This is a genomic window from Terrabacter terrigena (genome assembly GCF_042676085.1).
Taxonomy (GTDB): Bacteria; Actinomycetota; Actinomycetes; order Actinomycetales; family Dermatophilaceae; genus Terrabacter; species Terrabacter terrigena.
Window position 1 is genome coordinate 1 of record NZ_JBHTKH010000022.1, and the last position, 17,395, is coordinate 17,395.

Below are 17,395 nucleotides of genomic sequence, written 5' to 3' on the forward strand. Positions count from 1 at the left end.
CGGGACCTCGACCCCTTCTCAGCTCAGGCCGCAGACCCCGCGTGTCGCCCTGACCCCACACTCATCTGGGAAGAGCCATTTTGGCAAACACAGCGTGCCACTTCGGACCTGATCTGTCAGGTGAGGACGTTCGGTGGGGGGATAAGCCGGCTGAACGACGCTGCAGCTTGCTTCAGCTGGGCCGCAGCCCCCTCAAGGACCAGCGTTTGGTGGCCCGGCAGAAGGATGTCGATGTCTCGAAATGCGAGGTCGATCAATGTGGACGCGTAGAGGTCAAGCCGGCAGTCCGGAATCGCCTGCATCGAGATGCGGCCGCCGGCGAAGACGCAGTCACCGCTGAAGAGGGTCCTGCCTTCCGGCCCATCCCAGAGGAAGACCAAGTGGCCGTCGCAATGTCCGGGGGCGTCTACGACGTCTACTTCGATTCCGCCCGAGCGAAGGCGTCGGCCGGGAGGTAATGGCTCTACGTTGGCGGGCGCAAGCGTGTAGTCACTGGGGTAGATCCCGGCTGCCTTGGCTCGATTGAGCTGTGTCGCGGCTTGATCCCCGGCGAGGAGTGCCTTCGCGGCCAGGGGGTGCGCCATCACGTCAAGACCCGCCGCGGTCGCAGCGGCTGAGCCGCCGGCATGATCAGCGTGGTAATGGGTGAGCAGCACTCCTCCGACGCGGGCTGGGTCGCAGACAGAGCCGATGTTCGCCAGCCAAGTGTCGGACCCCAGTCCCGTGCCGCAGTCGACGACGAACCCTCCGGTTCCGTCCCACACGAGGTAACTGTGACAGTCGTGGGGATCGGTCAAAGCGTGTGGGTGGGTGCCGCTGCCTACCAACCAGACGCCTTCGAGAAGCTGCTGCGCGCTCACGGCGACGCAGTTCTGCTACGCACCGGGCGCTCCGCCGCGGTCACATCGATCTCAACCAGGATGTCCATCAGATCGCTCCCCACCGTGGTCCTGACCGGATAGGGCTGTGAGAAACGCCGGGCATACACCTCGTTGTAGGCGGCGAAGTCGCGCTTGAGGTGCTGTAGATGCACCGTGACCTTGACGACGTCCTCAAGGTCGAGGTCGTGGATGGTCAACGCCTCTTCGATATTGGCGATGACCTGCTCGGTCTGCGCCACGATGCCCTCGGGCACGGATCCGGTGCGAGGGTCCTGCGGACCAAAGCCGGCGGTCCATACCAAGCCAGCCGCGGCTACGACGTGGCTGTAGGGGCCCGCAGGAGCGGGCAGGCTGGGGCTTGTGTGGCTTGTTCGAGTCACCGCGTTCTCCTAGTCATTGTGGTGCCGTGGTGCGTTGATGCCGAACCGCGGAGTCGCCTCTGTCGTTGTCGATCCGGTTGGTTCGGGTCATGACCTCATACCGGTCAGCGCGGTAGCGGGAACGAGCCCACTGGACCGTGAGGCCAGAGCTGTCGCGGAAGATGTCGAAGACTTCTAGGGCTGGAGCTCCTTCCGGAAGCCCCAGCAGCCGGGACTCTCGAGGGCCCGCCGCCACAGCGCGAACGCGGCGATCGAGCGACGTGAGCTCGATGCCGCCGGCCCGGAGGATGGCGTGCACTGACTTCTCGAGGTCTCCGCTCTCGAGCATCCGCTGCAGGTGCACGGGAAAAAGCGCGACCTCGATGCACATGGGCTCGTCGTCCGCCAAGCGCAAGCGCTCGATCCTGATGACCTCGTCGGTCACCTCCGCAAGCATCTCGCCCGAGGCCGTGCCGGAATCGATCCGCTCAAATCCCAAGAGACGGGAGCTGGGCTGCAGACCACGAGTACGCATGTCTTCAGTAAACGAGGTCAGGGTAGGGCCCATCGCCACAGTCGGACGGCGCACGAAGGAGCCGCTCCCGCGCACGCGCGCGATCCGGCCCTCGGCTTCGAGCTCGTCAAGCGCCTGGCGCAGCGTCATCCGGCTTACCGAGAAACGCTCCGCCAGTTCACGCTCGGGGGCGAGCTGTGTGCCGATGGCCTGGCTGCGGAGCTCGTCGCGCAGCACTGAGGTGATCTCGCGGTACTTCGGAGGCTGAGCGCGCTTGGTTGGCGCTGCTTCTCGCTGGGCGTTCATGCTCCTCCTGCGAACGGGCTCTTGACCTATCTAGACCGCCACCGTACCTTATGGAAACACATTCCAAGAAGCGCCAGTTTCGTGGCCTAGGTCTAGACCAACATGAAGCCAGCTCGCTCGGGCAGCGGCGCGACGGACCGGACAAAGTCAGAAGGGACGGGGCCATGCAGCTTCGTTGGGCAAAGGGCTTCACCGTGGCGGTGCTGGCAGCCTCAGTGGCTGCCACCGCAGGGTGCGGCGGAGGGACCGGCGGCACCGGTGGATCAGGGGCTAAGAGCGGAACGCTGACGCTCTGGCACATGGAACAGCCGCCGAACCGAGTCAAGGCGTTTCAGGCGGTGATCGACCGCTACAACGCCACGAACCCGCCGCTCAAGGTCGAGCAGCAGGTTCAGGACTGGAACCAGATCTACACCAAGATCGCCGGCGCGGTGCAGTCGCAGACGCAGCCCGACATCCTGTTCACGATTCCTGACTTCACCACCTATGTTCGGCCGCTCGGGGCGGTCCAGCCCGTCACGGACGTGGTGAAGCAGGCAGATGCCGAGCATCACCTCATCGCCGCAGCCAAGGCCCCCTACCTCGACAAGGGGCAGTACTGGGCCGTGCCGCTTTACGGGATGGTGCAGATGCTGTGGTACCGCAAGGACCTCTTCGCCAAGGCGGGCATCAACAAGGCTCCGCAGACCTGGGACGAGCTGGAGGCAGATGCCAAGGCGCTGACGAAGGACGGTCGTTCGGGGATCGCTCTTCCGGCAGGCAAGAACCTCGCCACGGACCAGGTGCTCTACAGCCTGATGCTGACCAACGGGGCCGGCCAGTTCTTCTCAAAGGACGGCTCGGTCGCCCTGAACCAGGACAAGACCGCCGAGACCGTCGCCTTCTACAAGAGGCTGATGCAGTACTCGCCCAAGGACAGCGCGAACTACTCCTGGGGTGAGCCGCAGGCAGCCTTCAACAGCGGCGCCGCCGCCATGGCCATCGAGAAGGGCCAGTACCTCGCGCCCTTTGAAGCGGAATCCGGCCGGCCGGCGTCCGATCTGGGCTGCGCATTCATCCCGAAGCCGGCGGGCGGCCAGGACGGCAGCATCTACTACTCCAACGCTGCGATGGTGATGTCCAAGGACAGCACGCGCGCCGCAGCCGCCAAGGCCTTCCTCACGTGGCTGCTGAAGCCCGAGAACTACGGCGACTTCCTCGATGCTGAGCCAGGGCTGTTCCTGCCGCTTACCGAGGACGGGATGAAGGCCTCGTCCTGGGTTTCCAACCCCGTGATCAAGAAGTATGCCGGTTGCGTCAACGCCATGCTCGAGCAGTCCAAGAGCGGTGCGCTGTTTGGGTTCACCAACGGCCAGTACAACGAGAGCATCGGCAAGATCTCCGGCCAGAACGTTCTGGCCCAGGTCGTCCAACGAGCCACCGTCCAGGGTGAGGACCCCAAGACCTCGGTCGCTTGGGCACAGACGCAAATGCAGCAAGCGGTGCAAAAGTAATGACCCGGCAGGTCTCGACGCCGGGCACGGAGGAGGTGGCCCGTGCCCGGCAGGCGGACGCGATCTCGGAAACCAAGACCCCAGCAGCACACCGCCGCAACCGGCTTGGCAGGCAGGACCTGCTGGGGTTCCTCCTCGTCGCCCCTTTGGTCCTGCTGATCCTCCTCGTTATCGGTTTCCCGCTGTTGAATACCGTGCTCCTGAGCCTGCGCAACCAAGGAATCGCGGGAAGCCCTTCAGACTTCGTCGGACTCGAGACCTACCGCAAGGTCCTGGCCACCAGCGGGCTCTGGAAGGCGTTTGGCCGCTCGGCGGTTTGGCTCATCGGCAACATGGTCGTGCAGACCCTGCTCGGCTTCGTCACCGCCTTGCTGCTGAGCCGGGTTGGCCGCTGGTCCCGTGCCGCCCGGGTATGGGTGCTGCTGCCGTGGGTGATTCCCACCGTCGCGGTCGCTGTCATCTGGCAGTGGCTGACCAACGCCAACTACGGCATCTTCGCCAAGCTTCTCGGCGCGCTCGGGGTGAACGATGCACGGTTCTTCGCTGACAGCACCTGGGCGATGCCGACTCTCATCGTGATGAACAGCTGGCATTGGTTCCCCTTGGGTGCGGTCATCATCTTCGGCGCCCTTCAGACGGTCCCAGCGGAGGTCTACGAGGCGGCGAAAGTCGACGGAGCCAGCGCATGGCACACCTTCTGGCACATCACGCTGCCGATGCTGCAGCCAGTCCTTTTCGCCTTGGGTCTGGTCGGATCGCTCTGGTCGTTCAACATCGTGGACTCGATCTACCTTGTCACAAAGGGTGGTCCCGGAGACGCCTCCACGACCGCCCCCGTCTTCATCTACGACACCGCCTTCAAGGCCTTCCGCACCAGTGAGGCGGCGGCTGCAAGCGTCGCCGCGATCGTGCTCATCGCAGTGCTGGCGTGGCTCTACATTCGCCTCGCGAAGTCTGAGGAGTACTGACATGACCCCACGTTCATCCTCGGTGATCCGGAGCTCGCCTCGCTGGGTTGCCATGGTGCTCCTGACCGTCTTGGTCATCGGCCCGCTGTATTGGGTGACGGCTTCCTCCTTCAAGGGCCGCGAAGAGATCCTTCGCCGCACTCCGACCTTGTTTCCGCAGAGTTTCACCGTCGACAACTTCCTTCAGCTGTTCACTGCAACGGACTACAACCTCTACCTCTCGAACAGCTTCATCATCGCGCTGTTCACTTCGCTGTTCACCGTTCTGGTCGCCTTCTCCGGCGCCTACGGGCTGTACAGGATGAGCATTCCCGGTGGCGGGAGGATCGCGGGCGCCATTCTCTTGGCCTACATGATTCCAGGGACCCTCCTGCTGGTCCCGCTTTACCAGGTCTTCGCCCAGCTGCAGCTCGTCAACACGAGAACCGCGCTGATCATAGTGAACGTCGCCTTCACCGCACCCTTCTGCACCTGGCTTCTGCGCGGCTTCTTCTTCGCCATCCCGAAGGACATCGACGAAGCGGCGGCAATCGACGGCGCCGGCCCGATCCGTACCATGTTCCAGATCGTGCTGCCCTTGCTCGCGCCGGGGTTGGCCACCGTCGCGGTCTACGCCTTCGTGTATTCCTGGACAGAGTTCGTCTTCGCCTCGCAGCTTCTGGTGAGCGATGAGCTGAAGACCTTGCCCATCGGGCTGAGCGCCATCATGGGCCAATACACAGTCAACTGGGGCCTGTTGATGGGCGGCACCGTGTTCACGATGTTGCCAGCCATCGTCCCCTTCCTCTTTGTGGGTCGCTACTTCATCAGTGGTCTCACGGCCGGCGCGGTGAAGTGAGGCACTCGTGAACGACTCAAGCACGTCACCATCCGAAGCCATCCTGGGCGCCTCAGCGCTAGCTGGCGGTCTCGCCTACCAACAACTGTTGCGCGAGGTGCTGGATGAGGCACTGGCCGAGGAGCGGGAGGCAGTCCGGGCGGCGGCTGATGTCCTTGTCCACACGTTTCAGGCCGGTGGACTGCTCTACATCTTTGGCAGCGGCCACTCCCATATGTTCGCCGAGGAGGCGTTCTACCGAGCGGGGGGCGCAGTCCAGGTGTGTCCGGTCCTCAAGCCCCCGTACATGCTCCACGCAGGCGCTGTGCGGAGCACTCGGCTAGAGAGGGAAAGTGGCCATGCCGAGGAAGTCTTGGCGGGTTACCGTTTCGATCCAGCACGCGACTGCATGCTCGTGGTGTCGAACTCGGGTGTGAACCCGCTGCCCGTCGAGGTGGCCCAGACGGTCAAGTCGCTCGGCTTGCCGGTGTTGGCCATCACCTCACGGCGGTACGCCGACTCCGTGGCCCGGTCGGGGCCACGCCTGCACGACGTCGTGGACGTGGTCATCGACAACCACTGCCCGCCGGGCGACGCTCTCGTCTCGCTGGATGAAGCGCTGCCTGCGACCGGTCCGGCCTCGACCGTTGTCGGCCTCGCTCTGCTCAACACACTGATCGTCGAGGCCTGCGCATTGCAGCTGCAGCGCGGGGGCCGCCCGCAGGTGTTCCTCAGCGCCAACATGCCGGGGGCCCGCGATCACAACGAAGCGGTCGTGGCCGAACTCTCCGAAGTCATCCCTCACCTTTAACACCACGCAAACCTGTTCGCGCACACAAAGAAGGAGCAAAAGCCATGAAGCTCAGCCTTGAAGTTTGGCCCAACATGCCCTGGGGTCGGTTGGAAGCCGCCGGACCCGCCTGGAACTCCTGGGGGGACAAGCCGGTCACCTGGTGCGCCGAACAGACCGCTTCCTACGGGTACGACGGGGTCGACTTCATCTTCGCCAAGCTGCTCGACGTACCTTCCGACCAGTACGACCAGCAGCTGAAGGACCTGCGTGCCACGACCGACCGCCTGGGCATCGGCATCGGATACCTGGGGTGCCACACCACGTTTGTCAGCCCGCGGGAGTTCGACCGCGAGCGGGGTATCGAGACCTTCAAGAAGGCCTTGGACGCTGCCTCGGTGCTGGGCGCCAAGTCAGTGGTCACGCTGATCGGTGACGGGTACTACGACCCGCCGCTGAACGTGCTGCTGAGCCGGCGTGACGCGTGGCGGCAGTGCCGGGAGGCGATCACCGAGGTGGCGGCGCACGCAGCGACGCTCGACCTGAACGTGAGCATCGAGCTCCTCCAAGGAACGATCCTTAACCGGGTCGAACTCATTGAGCGCATGTTCGACGAGGTCGGTGCCGACAACCTGCGGATGACGATGGACACCGGCGCGTTCTACGTGGCCGTGAAGCCGTTCATGAACGTCAAGCAGGCGATCAAGCGCCTCGGCAAGTACATCGACGTCGTTCAGATCAAGGACGAGGTCGGCCTGCCCACCATCGTCAACACCAACCACATCTGGTTCGGCGGTGGCCTGGTCGACTTCCGTGAGACCTTCGAGGCTCTCGCAGAGATCAACTTTGACGGATACGCCAGCGTCGAGTGGGAGGGCTGGCAGGTCGGCGGGCAGATCGGCGTCGGAGAGCCGGCTGGTGTGGGGCTCGCGGACTTCGACCGTGTCGCCGAGGAGTCCCTGGAGTTCTTGGCCGAGTTCGGGTTCAAACCGCAGCGAGCCCAGTGACGTCACCCAACCCCTCAGACAGGAGCACCCCGTGAGCGGCGGCTTGGTTATGGGTGTCGATCTGGGCACGACCGGCGCCAAGGCGGTGGTGGTCGAAATCGGGACCGGCATGGTGGTGTCGCGCGGCTACCGCGCGTACCCTTCAGCCTCGCCCCTGGAAGGCGCCCATGAGCAGAACCCCACCGACTGGTGGAGCGCAGCGACGGCCGCGATCCGCCAGTGCCTGATGGAGGCAGACCCCGCCGCGGTGAGGGCTGTAGGGCTCAGTGGCCATATGCACGCGCTCGTGCTCGCCGACGTGAACGACACCTGGCTGCGCCCGGCGATGACATGGGCGGACCGGCGCTGCACGGCACAGGTCCAACGGTTGCGGCGGCACCAGGTCTTCTCCCAGCGGTGCGGTAACCCAGTGGTCGAAGCCTTCACCGCCCCCAAGCTGGCCTGGGTCGCCGAGAACGAGCCTCGATGCCTGGAACAGGCAGTGCGGCTCGTTCAACCCAAGGACGCGCTGCGCCACGAGCTGACCGGCACGTGGGGAACGGATCTCACGGACGCGCGAGGCACGCTGCTGTTCGATGTGCGGCGCAACAAGTGGGATGAGGAGCTCTGGCGCTTGTGTGGCGCCGACGTTGCGTTGGCGCCCGATGTGGCAGGGTCAAGCGAGGTCGTCGGGACAGTCACGCAATCGGCGGCCGGGCGCACCGGCCTCCCGCCCGGAGTCCCCGTCGTCGCAGGTGCCTCCGATGTGGCCTGTTCCGCCATGGGTGCGGGACTGGTGTCACCCGGCACGCTCTACGTCAACGCCGGGACCGCCGCGCAGATCCTTGGCGCCGTGGACGAGGTGGTGGACGCAGCCGTCTTCACGTTCGGGCGGGCCGCCTCCGAAGGGTACCTGGCGATGGCATCCGTCTACGCCGCCGGGATGAGCGTGGATTGGGCGGCGAACACACTGCTGGGCCGGCGGTTCCAAACCGGAAGCGGTAGCCGAGGCGCGATGGTCGAGGAACTGGCTCGGCAGTCGCGCCCCGGAGCAGACGGAGTGGTCTTTGTTCCACATCTGCTGGGCACAAGCGTGCCGGCGCACGACGCGTCGGCCCGAGGCGCACTGGTGGGCTTAGCCGCTGAACATACCTCCGCCGCGGTGGCAAGGGCCATCCTTGAAGGGGTGGCCTACAGCTGCGCGGCTGCCGTGAAGCAGATCGGTGAGGCTTCCGGGGGCACGAGCCGGGTCCGAGTCGGTGGAGGGCTCGCACGGTCTGAGATCTGGTGCGAGGCCATGGCTGCAGTCCATGACGTGCCGCTCGAGCGGGTCCCGGACGATGCCTCCCCGCTGGGGGCCGCCATGCTGGCGGGCATGGGCTTGGGCGCCTGGCAGGACGTGGGGGAGGCCACGGACCTGTGCGTGCGGCACCTCCCGCTCAGCTCGCCGGCGCCGGAGGCCCTGGGTCTATACCGCCGAGGATATGAACGTTACGAGGCCGTTTCGGCGGCCCTCGCCACACTGAGCCGTGATCCCAGCAACGCTGGAGACGTGGCAGAAGGAGCTGAACCCGGTGACTGAAGCGCTTCTTCTCCGGCGACTCGACCCTCGAGCCGTCGTCGAGCTGACTGCAGGTCTGATCGAGGTGGAGGGGCACCAAGACCATCCGCGGCAGGAGAGCGCGGTCGCGGAGTATGTGGCCGCATACCTCAGCGAGCGGCTGACGGGCGCCTCGTGCAAGGTCTCCCTGCAGCCAATCGGCGATGGCCGGTCTAACGTGGTGGCGAGCGTACGAGGGTCGGCGCCGGGACCTTCGCTGATGTTCAACGCGCACCTTGACACCGTCCCCGGCTATGGAATGCCCAATGCCTACCAACCTGACATCCGGGACGGACGCCTGCGTGGCCGTGGCGCTGCCGACATGAAGGGGGCCCTGGCGGCCATGATGGTCTGCGCCGAGATCATGGCTTCCGATGATGTCTCGTTCGCCGGTGAGTTGGTCTTAACAGGCGTCGCTGGAGAAGAGAACGGGAGCCCCGGGATGCAGGCCTTGGTCCAGTCAGGGATCAAGTGCGACTTCGCCGTGGTGGGGGAGCCGACGTCCCTTCGGGTCGCGACGGCCCACAAGGGCGCCATGTGGGTCGAGGCAGAGTTCCACGGCGTCGCGACGCACGGGAGCGTCCCGCACGAAGGCATCAACGCGATCTACCATGCCGCCCGGTTCGTCACGTTGGTCGAGCGCGAGCTGACGCCCGCCGTGGCCGCCCGCACGCATCCCCTGCTCGGGTCGGCCACGGTGAACACCGGGGTCGTCAGCGGCGGGGACCGCCCCCCGATGGTCCCCGCGCGGTGCACGGTCCAGTTGGACCGGCGATGGCTACCCGGGGAGCGGTACGAGGATGTCCTCAACGAGGTGCGCCAAGTCGTCCAGCGCTTGTGCCAGGAAGACCCCGCAGTGAAGGCGACGGTGACAGAGATGGAAGGCACGTCTTCCTTCGTGCACGCCCCGCTGGCCTGCCCTGCGGACACCCCCGGTCTACAACTCCTCTGCGACGTCGTCTCGGAGCGCACGGGCAGCCCGGCCGAACCTGTAGGCGTCCAGTTCTGGACTGATGGGGCGCTGCTGTCGGCAGCCACCGGTACCCCCACGGTCGTCTGCGGCCCGGGAGACATCGCCCAAGCCCACTCGCTCGACGAGTGGGTCGCCTTGGAGCAACTGGAGCATGCGGCAGGCACATATCTGCTCTTCGCCGCACGCTACCTCGATGCTCGTCTCACAGCATCGCCCGCCTCGGAGACGACATTCCCCCTGTATGAGGCGACCGACCGACGGACGGGAGATCCGAGATGACCGGCGAAGCAGGGCCGCAGTCCACCCCTGACCGGGGGCCGGCTGGAATGCGTTCCGTCGAGCGCGCGCTCCAGGTGCTCTCCACGCTGTCCGAACGCCCGTCCGGTTTCTCGCTCGTTGATCTTGCACGCGTAACCGGCATACCGATGACAACCCTGCACCGACTACTCGGGGTCCTGCGCTCCGCCTCGCTCGTGGCCGAGACCGCGACCGGGCTGCACACAGTCGGTGTCGGAAGCGTGGTCCTTGCACGGGCCTTCCTCGACGGTGTGGACCTGCGCGACATCGCGAAGCCGGAGATGGCCGCTGTGGTGGAGGCGACTGGCGAGACGTGCCACCTCGGCGTTCTCGCCTCCGTGCACGTCGTCTACCTCGAGAAGATCGACAGCCCGCACCCGGTGAGGATGCACAGCACCGTCGGGGGAACCAATCCAGCCGTCAGTACGGCGATCGGCCGGGCCATCCTCGCCCACTCCTCGCAGGCCGTGCTCCGCGAGGTCTTGGAGGGCTCGGAACGCCTCTTCGGCATGCCCTTCGACGAACAAGACATTGACGCAGTCCTCGATGATGTCCGGAGCTCGGGCTACAGCACAGACCTACAGGACAACGAACTGGGCATCTGCTGCGTGGGGGCGCCCGTCTTCGACCACACCGGTCGCGTCATCGCCGGGCTCAGCCTCTCCACCCCATCCTCGCGGTTCGACTCCTCCCGCCTCGACCAAGTCGGCGCCCTGGTGGCCGCGGCGGGGGAACGCGTCTCCCGCGCCTTGGGCTGGTCCGGCACACAGGCGGAGGTGGGGTAGACGTGGACCAAGTCTCATCAACCACCGACAGCGCCGGCGAGCGGCCGGCGACGAGGCGGCACTATGCCGTCCGGTGTGCCGAGTGCTACCACCCTGCCACCATGCCGGCCTACCGGTGCGCCACCTGCGACGGGCCCTTGGTGGCTGACCCCACGCCTGCGACCCGAGAGGACCTGACCAGCGACCCCAGCGCCATAGGAATCTGGCGGCACCGGACACTGCTGCCGCCGAGCCGGCACACGGTGACACTCGGGGAAGGTGAGACTGCGCTGCTCCCCCTCTCGGTCAGCACGGCACCGCCCGGGGTCAAGATCCACGCAAAGCTCGAATCGCTGAACCCCACCCTCTCGTTCAAAGACCGCGGAATGGCTGTGGCGTCGTCCTGGGCCCTGGACCTCGGGATGCGCGGCCTGATGCTGGCCTCCACCGGAAACGCAGCCGTCTCCGCCAGCGCATACGCGGCGGCGGCCGGGATGGAATGCCGGATTTTCTGCGGCACCGAGTCACGGGCCCACCAGAAGCTGGCGGCGGCCGCAGCTCACGGGGCGCAGGTTCGCCTGGTCGATGGTGACTACAGCGCCGCGTATGCCGCGGCGGTAGGTGCCGAATCGGACGGCTGGTTCAACGTCACCACGACCTACCGCAACCCCGCGCTGGCAGAGGCGTACCGCACCATCGCCGTTGAAATCTTCGAGCAGCTCGGGCGAGTGCCCGGTGTCGTGATCGTGCCGGTCGGAGCAGGCCCGCTACTGCGAGCCGTGCTGGCTGGATTCAGCGACCTGGTCACGGCAGGTCTGGCGCACAGCGTGCCGCGAATGATCGGGGTGCAGGCTCTGGCTTGCGCTCCACTCGCCCACGCCTGGTCGCAAGACAACTGGCGGCTGGCCTTGGCCGAAGCGGTGCCTGTTTCACCGACCCTGGCAGGTGCGATCGCCGACTCGCTACGCGGGTACGAGCGCGAAGGCCTCCTGACGCTGTCCGCGGTGAAGGAGAGCCGGGGAACCGTCGTGGCGGTGGACGAGGACAGCATCCTGGCAGCGACACACGAGCTCGCGCGCCGTGGCCTCCTCGTGGAACCTGCAGCGGCTGCTGCCCTGGCCGCGCTCGGTCTGGTCGGCGTCAGGGACGTCATCTCGGATGCACACGAGTCCCAGGCTCACGACGTGGTGCTCCTCCTCACCGGGCACGGAGCGAAGGAGCCGTCGGCCACGCCGACGTTCGAAGTGCCCGACGGGAAACGATCATGACAGGAGCCCTGATGCCGCCAGACCAGCCCACCGTGGTCATCGCTGGGGTTGGACGCTTCGGCGCCCTCCACGCCAGAGTATGGACCGAGGCCGGTGCCCGCATCGTGGGCATGTGTGACGTCGACCCGGACCGGGTCGGCGCGGTGGCCGCCCGGTTCGCCGTGCAGGAGAAGGACACCTTGCTGCCCAGACTGCTCGACCGGGTGAGGCCGGACGCCGTGATCGTGGCCACCGACGAAGCGAGCCACGCGGAGCTGGCCATCACGGCCCTCGAGGCGGGCTGTCATGTGTTCGTTGAAAAGCCGCTGGCCCTCTCCTCCGACGACGCGTGGCGAATTCACGCGACCGCCGGATCTGTTGGGCGCCAGGTCGTCGTTGGGCAGATCTCGCGTTTCGCCGCCCCTTACGCCCGGATGCAGCGCAGCGTGGAGCAGGGTCGGGTGGGCCGCCTGTGCGCGCTGCGTCTGCGCCGTGACTTCAGTCGCAGCTGGTACCTCGCATTCGGTGAGCGCGTGCACCCGGTATGGGAGTCGTGCATCCACGACATCGACCTCGCCATCGCGTTCGTCAACGAACCCGTCAGTCGGGTGATGGCGATCCAGAGCAGGGCAGCATCCGAGGCGGCACCCAGCGTGGTCAGCGCACTGCTCGAGTTCGAAGGTGGCGTCTCGGCGACGGTCGAGTCGGCCTGGTTGTTGCCTGAGTCAGCACCGCAGACCCTGGCCGGCGCCCTCGAGCTGTCCGGAGCCATCGCCGCCGAGATGGAGGCGCTCGGACTCGAGGGCGTCCTGCGTCAACGGCTCCTAGGGGACAACCTGGTGGAGTGGACGAACGCGGGGAGCTTCGTGCCTGACCTGTCCCTCTGGCCAGACGACGATGGCGTGGTGGGTGGAGCGCTGCGCCGAGAGGTGGACTATGCCCTGGACGTCTTTCGCGGACGGCGTGCCCCTGACCGGATCCCGTTGCATCAGGTGTGTTGGGCCGTCGCGACTGCCGAAGCCGTGGTCGAGTCGCTGCACCACAATAAGGCCGTCCATCTCACCCGTGATCCGCGCGACATCGAGGTCTCGTCATGAAGTGCAGCCGGGCGGAAACAGGTGTGACCCAACCGCTGGAAGTCGTTACCCTGGGCGAACCGCTGATCCAGCTCACGCCCCGCAGCGGTGTGAGGTTGGCCGACGCCACCGAGCTGGAGATCCATACAGCCGGTGCGGAGGCAAACGTGGCTTTGGCGATGGCCCGGTTGGGACATCACGTCGCCTACGTCGGTCGAGTCGGCTCAGACCCGTTTGGCGACCGCATCCTGGATGTGCTGCGCACGGCAGGCGTCCACACCGATCCGGTGGTCCGCGACCAGGACCGGCCAACAGGCGTCTACGTCAAAGACTATGACGGCGGCCAGAGCCGGATGCACTACTACCGGCGTGGGTCTGCGGCCACCCGCTTGACCTTCGAGGATCTGCGGCCCTACCTGGGTTTGCCGCGGTTGTTCCACACCACGGGAGTCACAGCGGCGTTGAGCCCTGAGTGTCTCACCGCTGTTCAGGAGCTCGCCCGGCACACACGCACCACCGGCGAGGCGCTCATGTCCTTCGACGTGAACTACCGACCAGCGCTCTGGGACCCTTCTGAAGCGGGCCCGGTGCTGCTCGACCTGGCCCGCATGGCGGACATCGTGTTCGTCGGATGCGACGAGGCCCACCATCTTTGGGGGACCGCGCACCCACAAAAGATTCGTGCGCTGCTGCCGCAAGTCCCGCACCTGGTGGTCAAGGACTCTTCCTCGGCCGCCTACTCCTTCATGAACGACACAACCATCGCCGTGCCCGCTCTTCCGACAGCAGTGGTGGAACCCGTCGGAGCGGGAGACGCGTTTGCCGCGGGCTTCCTCTCCGCAGTGCTGAACGAGGCCGATCATCGAACCGCACTGAGGTACGGCCACCTGCTCGCTTCGGCTGCGCTGTCGAGCGTGGCGGATCAAGTCGTACCGCCACCTCCCACCCAAATGGCCGCCGCAGCTTCCGTGGATGACCAGACATGGTCCCGCGGCCGCCTGCCCATTGCCGGGGCAGCGAAGTGCCGCACACAAGCCCCGGCCGAAGACCAACTCCTCTCCGCGCAAGGAGGCCGCCGGTGAGCAGGAAGACTCGCGTCCGTGGGAACGTCGGAAGACCCCCTCAACCGATTGTCAGAGGTGCGGGTACGCCAACACTCCTCTGCTCGGCGGGGACGTGGCATACCGACGTCCGCATACCAGACCGTGCCGACTGGGAGCCCGCCCCCATGCTCCAAACACGAGATAGCCGGCGCAGCGCAGGGATGCGGTACACCAGGGCAGCGACATGACTGCAAGACGCACCATCGGTGCCGGGCTACTCACCTCGCGAATCGTCGCAGTCGTACGCGGAGGGAATGGCCGACACGTACAAGCAGCGTGCGAGACGCTAATCGAGGCCGGGATCTCATGTATCGAAGTAACCACCAACACGCCCGGAGGCGCGGACGCGCTGAAGCGCCTACGAAACACCTACGGCGACGAGATAGAACTGGGCCTCGGCACTGTCCGAAACACCGCCCACGTAGCGATGGCCTCGGAACTCGGGGCGAACTTCGTGGTCGCGCCCAACACCGTGGTTGAGGTGGGGCAGGCCGCCATGAACGCCGGATTAGCTTGGTACCCCGGCGCGTTGACGCCAACCGAGATATCCCTCGCTTGGAACCGAGGGGCAACCGCGGTCAAGGTTTTCCCCGCAGGCCCCGTCGGCGGTCCTGACTACCTCAACTCCATCCGGGCACCGCTGGACGACATTCCGCTCATCCCCACCGGTGGCGTCCTAATCGACTCCATCTGCGACTACCTCCAAGCGGGCGCTGTTGCCGTAGGACTTGGGGGTCCGCTTATCGGCCGAACCCTGCACGACGGAGCCGTCGAGGACCTGGCCCGTCGAGCCAAGCAAGCTGTTGATGCGGTTTGCCGCGCGAGGGCGCCGGTGTGATCACAACCGGCCGTAGACGACGCATCCCTGACGAGGTCTGGAGTGTTCACCGACCTATGGCCCGTCTTCGGCCGCTAGCCCCGCCGTCGACTCCTCGCGGGCAAGCACGGTAAGGCATTCCGCAGCCGTAACCGGTCAGCACGCTCGGCTTTCCTCGTGCATGCGATCGGAAGTGCGACCGCGCGCTCATCGGTGGGGTCGTCACGACCCTGACGTCCGGCATCCATGAATGTCGGCTTTCCTGGCACCGATGCAACAGAGCAGTGCCAACCAGGACTTGTGCTGATGGGAAGCCTTCCCCAGACCCCCGCTGCGGCGCTGAAGCGAGTTGGGCGCATCACCCGCGGAGACGCAGAATCCTCGAAAGGAACCGAATGGAAGTCGCCATCGAAGGGTCACCCCAGCAGGTGGCCTCCCTTGCTGCTGATGCGATCGAGAACCTGCTCACGTCCAGACCCGACGCCGTCCTCGGACTGGCCACCGGCTCCAGCCCGATCGGCATCTACGACGAGCTAAGCCGGCGTGTCGCAGCGGAACGAGTCTCCTTCAAGGGCGCCTCGGCGTTCACGCTCGACGAGTATGTCGGGCTGCCGGCCAATCACCCGCAGCGGTACCGCACCGTCATTGAGCAGGTGTTCACGCGAAAGGTCGACATCGACCCCTCACGGGTCCACGGGCCGGACGGCAACGCGGCCGACCTCGAGGCTGCCTGCGCGGCCTACGAGAAGGCGATCCGGGGAATCGGAGGCATCGACTTGCAGATCCTCGGGATCGGTACCGACGGACACATCGCCTTCAACGAACCCTCCTCATCCCTCGGGTCCCGGACACGGATCAAAACCCTCACCCAGCAGACCCGACTGGACAACTCCCGCTTCTTCGGCGACCACCTTGACGCGGTACCCACCCACTGCCTCACGCAGGGCGTCGGGACCATTCTCGAAGCGAGGCAGATCGTGGTCGTGGCTACGGGCCGGGCCAAGGCAGAGGCGGTCCACCAAGCCGTGGAAGGCCCCGTCAGCGCGATGTGGCCTGCTTCGGCTCTCCAGTTCCACCCGCGGGTGCTGGTGGTGCTGGACAGCGCGGCTGCATCTCGCCTCCAACTTGCCGACTACTACCGCGACGTATGGCGGCACAAGCCCACATGGCAGGCTTTCTGATTCGTGTGGATGGGCTTGTCCGGTGAACGGCGTTTCTAGCAGTTGAGACCAAGTGGCGGCGCCCTCGGGTGCCCATACCCGCCGTGCCAGAGAAATCCGCTTCGTGGCGGGCGGGGAACCTCCCGCCATGTGCCGGCGCCGCGACCGGCCGACCCACAGGGGGAGAGGCGCGCGGCGACCCCGCCACGCTAGTTCTGTCGCCGACTGCGAGCACCGCCGCGACGGGGTATTCCGGCTACCTCAGGCGGGGTAATGCGGAATAGCCTTGGCCGGCGATGACATCGACCGGCGCTCCGCGCAGACTGCAGTGACCCGACCGAATCCACGTGAAAGCGAGCTGACCGCAGGTGAGCGACCGGACAGATCATGGCAACGCGCCAGCGGGACGGAGGCGGACAGCCGCCACCGCGTCCGCGCTGGCTGAAGGTCCTACTCCTGGGCATCCTCGTGGTCGTTCTGGCGTTCGTCGTGATGCACGTGCTCCAGGGCGGGGGACCGCAACTGCATGGCCCGGGCATGGGCCGCGGAATGTCCCAGCACTCGACCGTGGTCGGGGCAGCGCTGATCACCCGAGGAGTCGCATGACGTTCTCGCCGCCCCTGCGAAGGTTCCTACGCACCGTGCACGTCGCTGTCTCGGTCGGCTGGCTCGGCGCGATCGGCGCCTACATCGCGCTCAACGTGCCCGCGGTGGTGAGCACCGACCCGCAGACGGTGCGGGCGGCATACCTGATGATGGAGCCTGTGGCTCTCTACGGCATCGTGCCGCTGTCGCTGGCCACGCTGCTGACCGGCGTCATCCAGTCCCTGGGCACCCCGTGGGGACTGTTCCGGCACTACTGGGTGGTGGTGAGCCTCGTCGTCACCACCTTCGCCACGGTGGTCCTCATTCTGCACCTGGGCACGGTTCGTGAGCTCGCCGAGCTGGCGCGCGACCCGAACGTCGACATGCGCAACGCCGGCGGCGACCTGTTCCACAGCATCGGCGGCTTCATCGCGCTGCTCATCCCGCTGTGGCTGAACATGTACAAGCCCCGCGGGCTCACCCGCCACGGATGGCGCCGCCAGCAGCGTGACAAGCGCACCGCAGGCCCTTCCCTGGTGGATGCGGACCGGGACTGACCGCGTGAATTGATGACTACCTGTCGGGACGACGTGCCTACCGCTCAAGGCAAGGTCCCCACGCAGCGCGCCGAGCGCTATCTCAACCAGCTGACCAGTCAC

17 protein-coding genes are annotated in these 17,395 nt (G+C 66.2%); 14 read left to right on the top strand and 3 right to left on the bottom strand.

Going from position 1 to position 17,395, the window contains the following annotated elements; genetic code table 11:
• Positions 1-116: 116 nt before the first annotated feature.
• From ACFQ2V_RS20055 to ACFQ2V_RS20065, 3 genes are read right to left on the bottom strand one after another with little or no spacing between them, the layout of a single operon-like run.
• Positions 117-860: an MBL fold metallo-hydrolase gene (locus tag ACFQ2V_RS20055; protein WP_386054710.1), complete on the bottom strand. Its 744-nt coding sequence runs from the start codon at positions 858-860 to the stop codon at positions 117-119.
• Positions 857-1,261, bottom strand: coding sequence for a RidA family protein (locus ACFQ2V_RS20060; protein ID WP_386054711.1), 405 nt, complete (start codon positions 1,259-1,261; stop codon positions 857-859). Before ACFQ2V_RS20060 ends, ACFQ2V_RS20055 begins: the two co-directional genes overlap by 4 nt.
• 13 nt (positions 1,262-1,274) lie before the next feature.
• The gene (locus tag ACFQ2V_RS20065) at positions 1,275-2,060 is read right to left on the bottom strand and encodes a GntR family transcriptional regulator (RefSeq protein WP_386054712.1); all 786 of its coding nucleotides are present in this window, start codon (positions 2,058-2,060) and stop codon (positions 1,275-1,277) included.
• 164 nt (positions 2,061-2,224) lie between these two features.
• Between ACFQ2V_RS20065 and ACFQ2V_RS20070 the strand changes: the two genes are divergently transcribed.
• From ACFQ2V_RS20070 to ACFQ2V_RS20135, 14 genes are all read left to right on the top strand, one after another.
• Positions 2,225-3,553: an ABC transporter substrate-binding protein gene (locus ACFQ2V_RS20070; protein WP_386054713.1), complete on the top strand. Its 1,329-nt coding sequence runs from the start codon at positions 2,225-2,227 to the stop codon at positions 3,551-3,553.
• Positions 3,553-4,521, top strand: a complete 969-nt coding sequence (locus tag ACFQ2V_RS20075; RefSeq protein WP_386054714.1) for a carbohydrate ABC transporter permease — start codon at positions 3,553-3,555, stop codon at positions 4,519-4,521. Before ACFQ2V_RS20070 ends, ACFQ2V_RS20075 begins: the two co-directional genes overlap by 1 nt.
• Position 4,522: 1 nt before the next feature.
• Positions 4,523-5,359, top strand: coding sequence for a carbohydrate ABC transporter permease (locus tag ACFQ2V_RS20080; RefSeq protein ID WP_386054715.1), 837 nt, complete (start codon positions 4,523-4,525; stop codon positions 5,357-5,359).
• A gap of 7 nt (positions 5,360-5,366) precedes the next feature.
• Complete coding sequence (locus ACFQ2V_RS20085) at positions 5,367-6,149, top strand: sugar isomerase domain-containing protein (RefSeq protein WP_386054716.1); 783 nt, start codon at positions 5,367-5,369, stop codon at positions 6,147-6,149.
• Positions 6,150-6,193: 44 nt separating this feature from the next.
• On the top strand, positions 6,194-7,135 hold the full coding sequence (locus tag ACFQ2V_RS20090) for a sugar phosphate isomerase/epimerase family protein (protein ID WP_386054717.1): 942 nt from the start codon (positions 6,194-6,196) through the stop codon (positions 7,133-7,135).
• A 31-nt stretch (positions 7,136-7,166) separates the two neighbouring features.
• Positions 7,167-8,696: a xylulokinase gene (locus tag ACFQ2V_RS20095; RefSeq protein ID WP_386054718.1), complete on the top strand. Its 1,530-nt coding sequence runs from the start codon at positions 7,167-7,169 to the stop codon at positions 8,694-8,696.
• Entirely contained in the window at positions 8,644-9,966 is a 1,323-nt protein-coding gene (locus ACFQ2V_RS20100; protein WP_386054719.1) for a M20 family metallopeptidase, read from the top strand. The genes ACFQ2V_RS20095 and ACFQ2V_RS20100 overlap by 53 nt, the downstream gene beginning before the upstream one ends.
• Positions 9,963-10,769 (top strand): IclR family transcriptional regulator, encoded by an 807-nt coding sequence (locus tag ACFQ2V_RS20105; RefSeq protein WP_386054720.1) that lies wholly within the window; start codon positions 9,963-9,965, stop codon positions 10,767-10,769. Before ACFQ2V_RS20100 ends, ACFQ2V_RS20105 begins: the two co-directional genes overlap by 4 nt.
• 140 nt (positions 10,770-10,909) lie before the next feature.
• Complete coding sequence (locus ACFQ2V_RS20110) at positions 10,910-12,016, top strand: pyridoxal-phosphate dependent enzyme (protein WP_386054721.1); 1,107 nt, start codon at positions 10,910-10,912, stop codon at positions 12,014-12,016.
• An 11-nt stretch (positions 12,017-12,027) separates the two neighbouring features.
• A complete protein-coding gene (locus ACFQ2V_RS20115; RefSeq protein WP_386054722.1) occupies positions 12,028-13,092 on the top strand; it encodes a Gfo/Idh/MocA family protein in 1,065 nt (354 codons plus the stop codon).
• 23 nt (positions 13,093-13,115) lie between these two features.
• Positions 13,116-14,153: a sugar kinase gene (locus ACFQ2V_RS20120; protein WP_386054723.1), complete on the top strand. Its 1,038-nt coding sequence runs from the start codon at positions 13,116-13,118 to the stop codon at positions 14,151-14,153.
• A gap of 205 nt (positions 14,154-14,358) precedes the next feature.
• A complete protein-coding gene (locus ACFQ2V_RS20125) occupies positions 14,359-15,012 on the top strand; it encodes a bifunctional 4-hydroxy-2-oxoglutarate aldolase/2-dehydro-3-deoxy-phosphogluconate aldolase (RefSeq protein ID WP_386054724.1) in 654 nt (217 codons plus the stop codon).
• A 374-nt stretch (positions 15,013-15,386) separates the two neighbouring features.
• Positions 15,387-16,172 (top strand): glucosamine-6-phosphate deaminase, encoded by a 786-nt coding sequence (gene nagB, locus ACFQ2V_RS20130; protein WP_386054725.1) that lies wholly within the window; start codon positions 15,387-15,389, stop codon positions 16,170-16,172.
• Between the two features lie 581 nt (positions 16,173-16,753).
• Entirely contained in the window at positions 16,754-17,293 is a 540-nt protein-coding gene (locus tag ACFQ2V_RS20135) for a DUF2269 domain-containing protein (RefSeq protein WP_386054726.1), read from the top strand.
• Positions 17,294-17,395 lie beyond the last annotated feature (102 nt).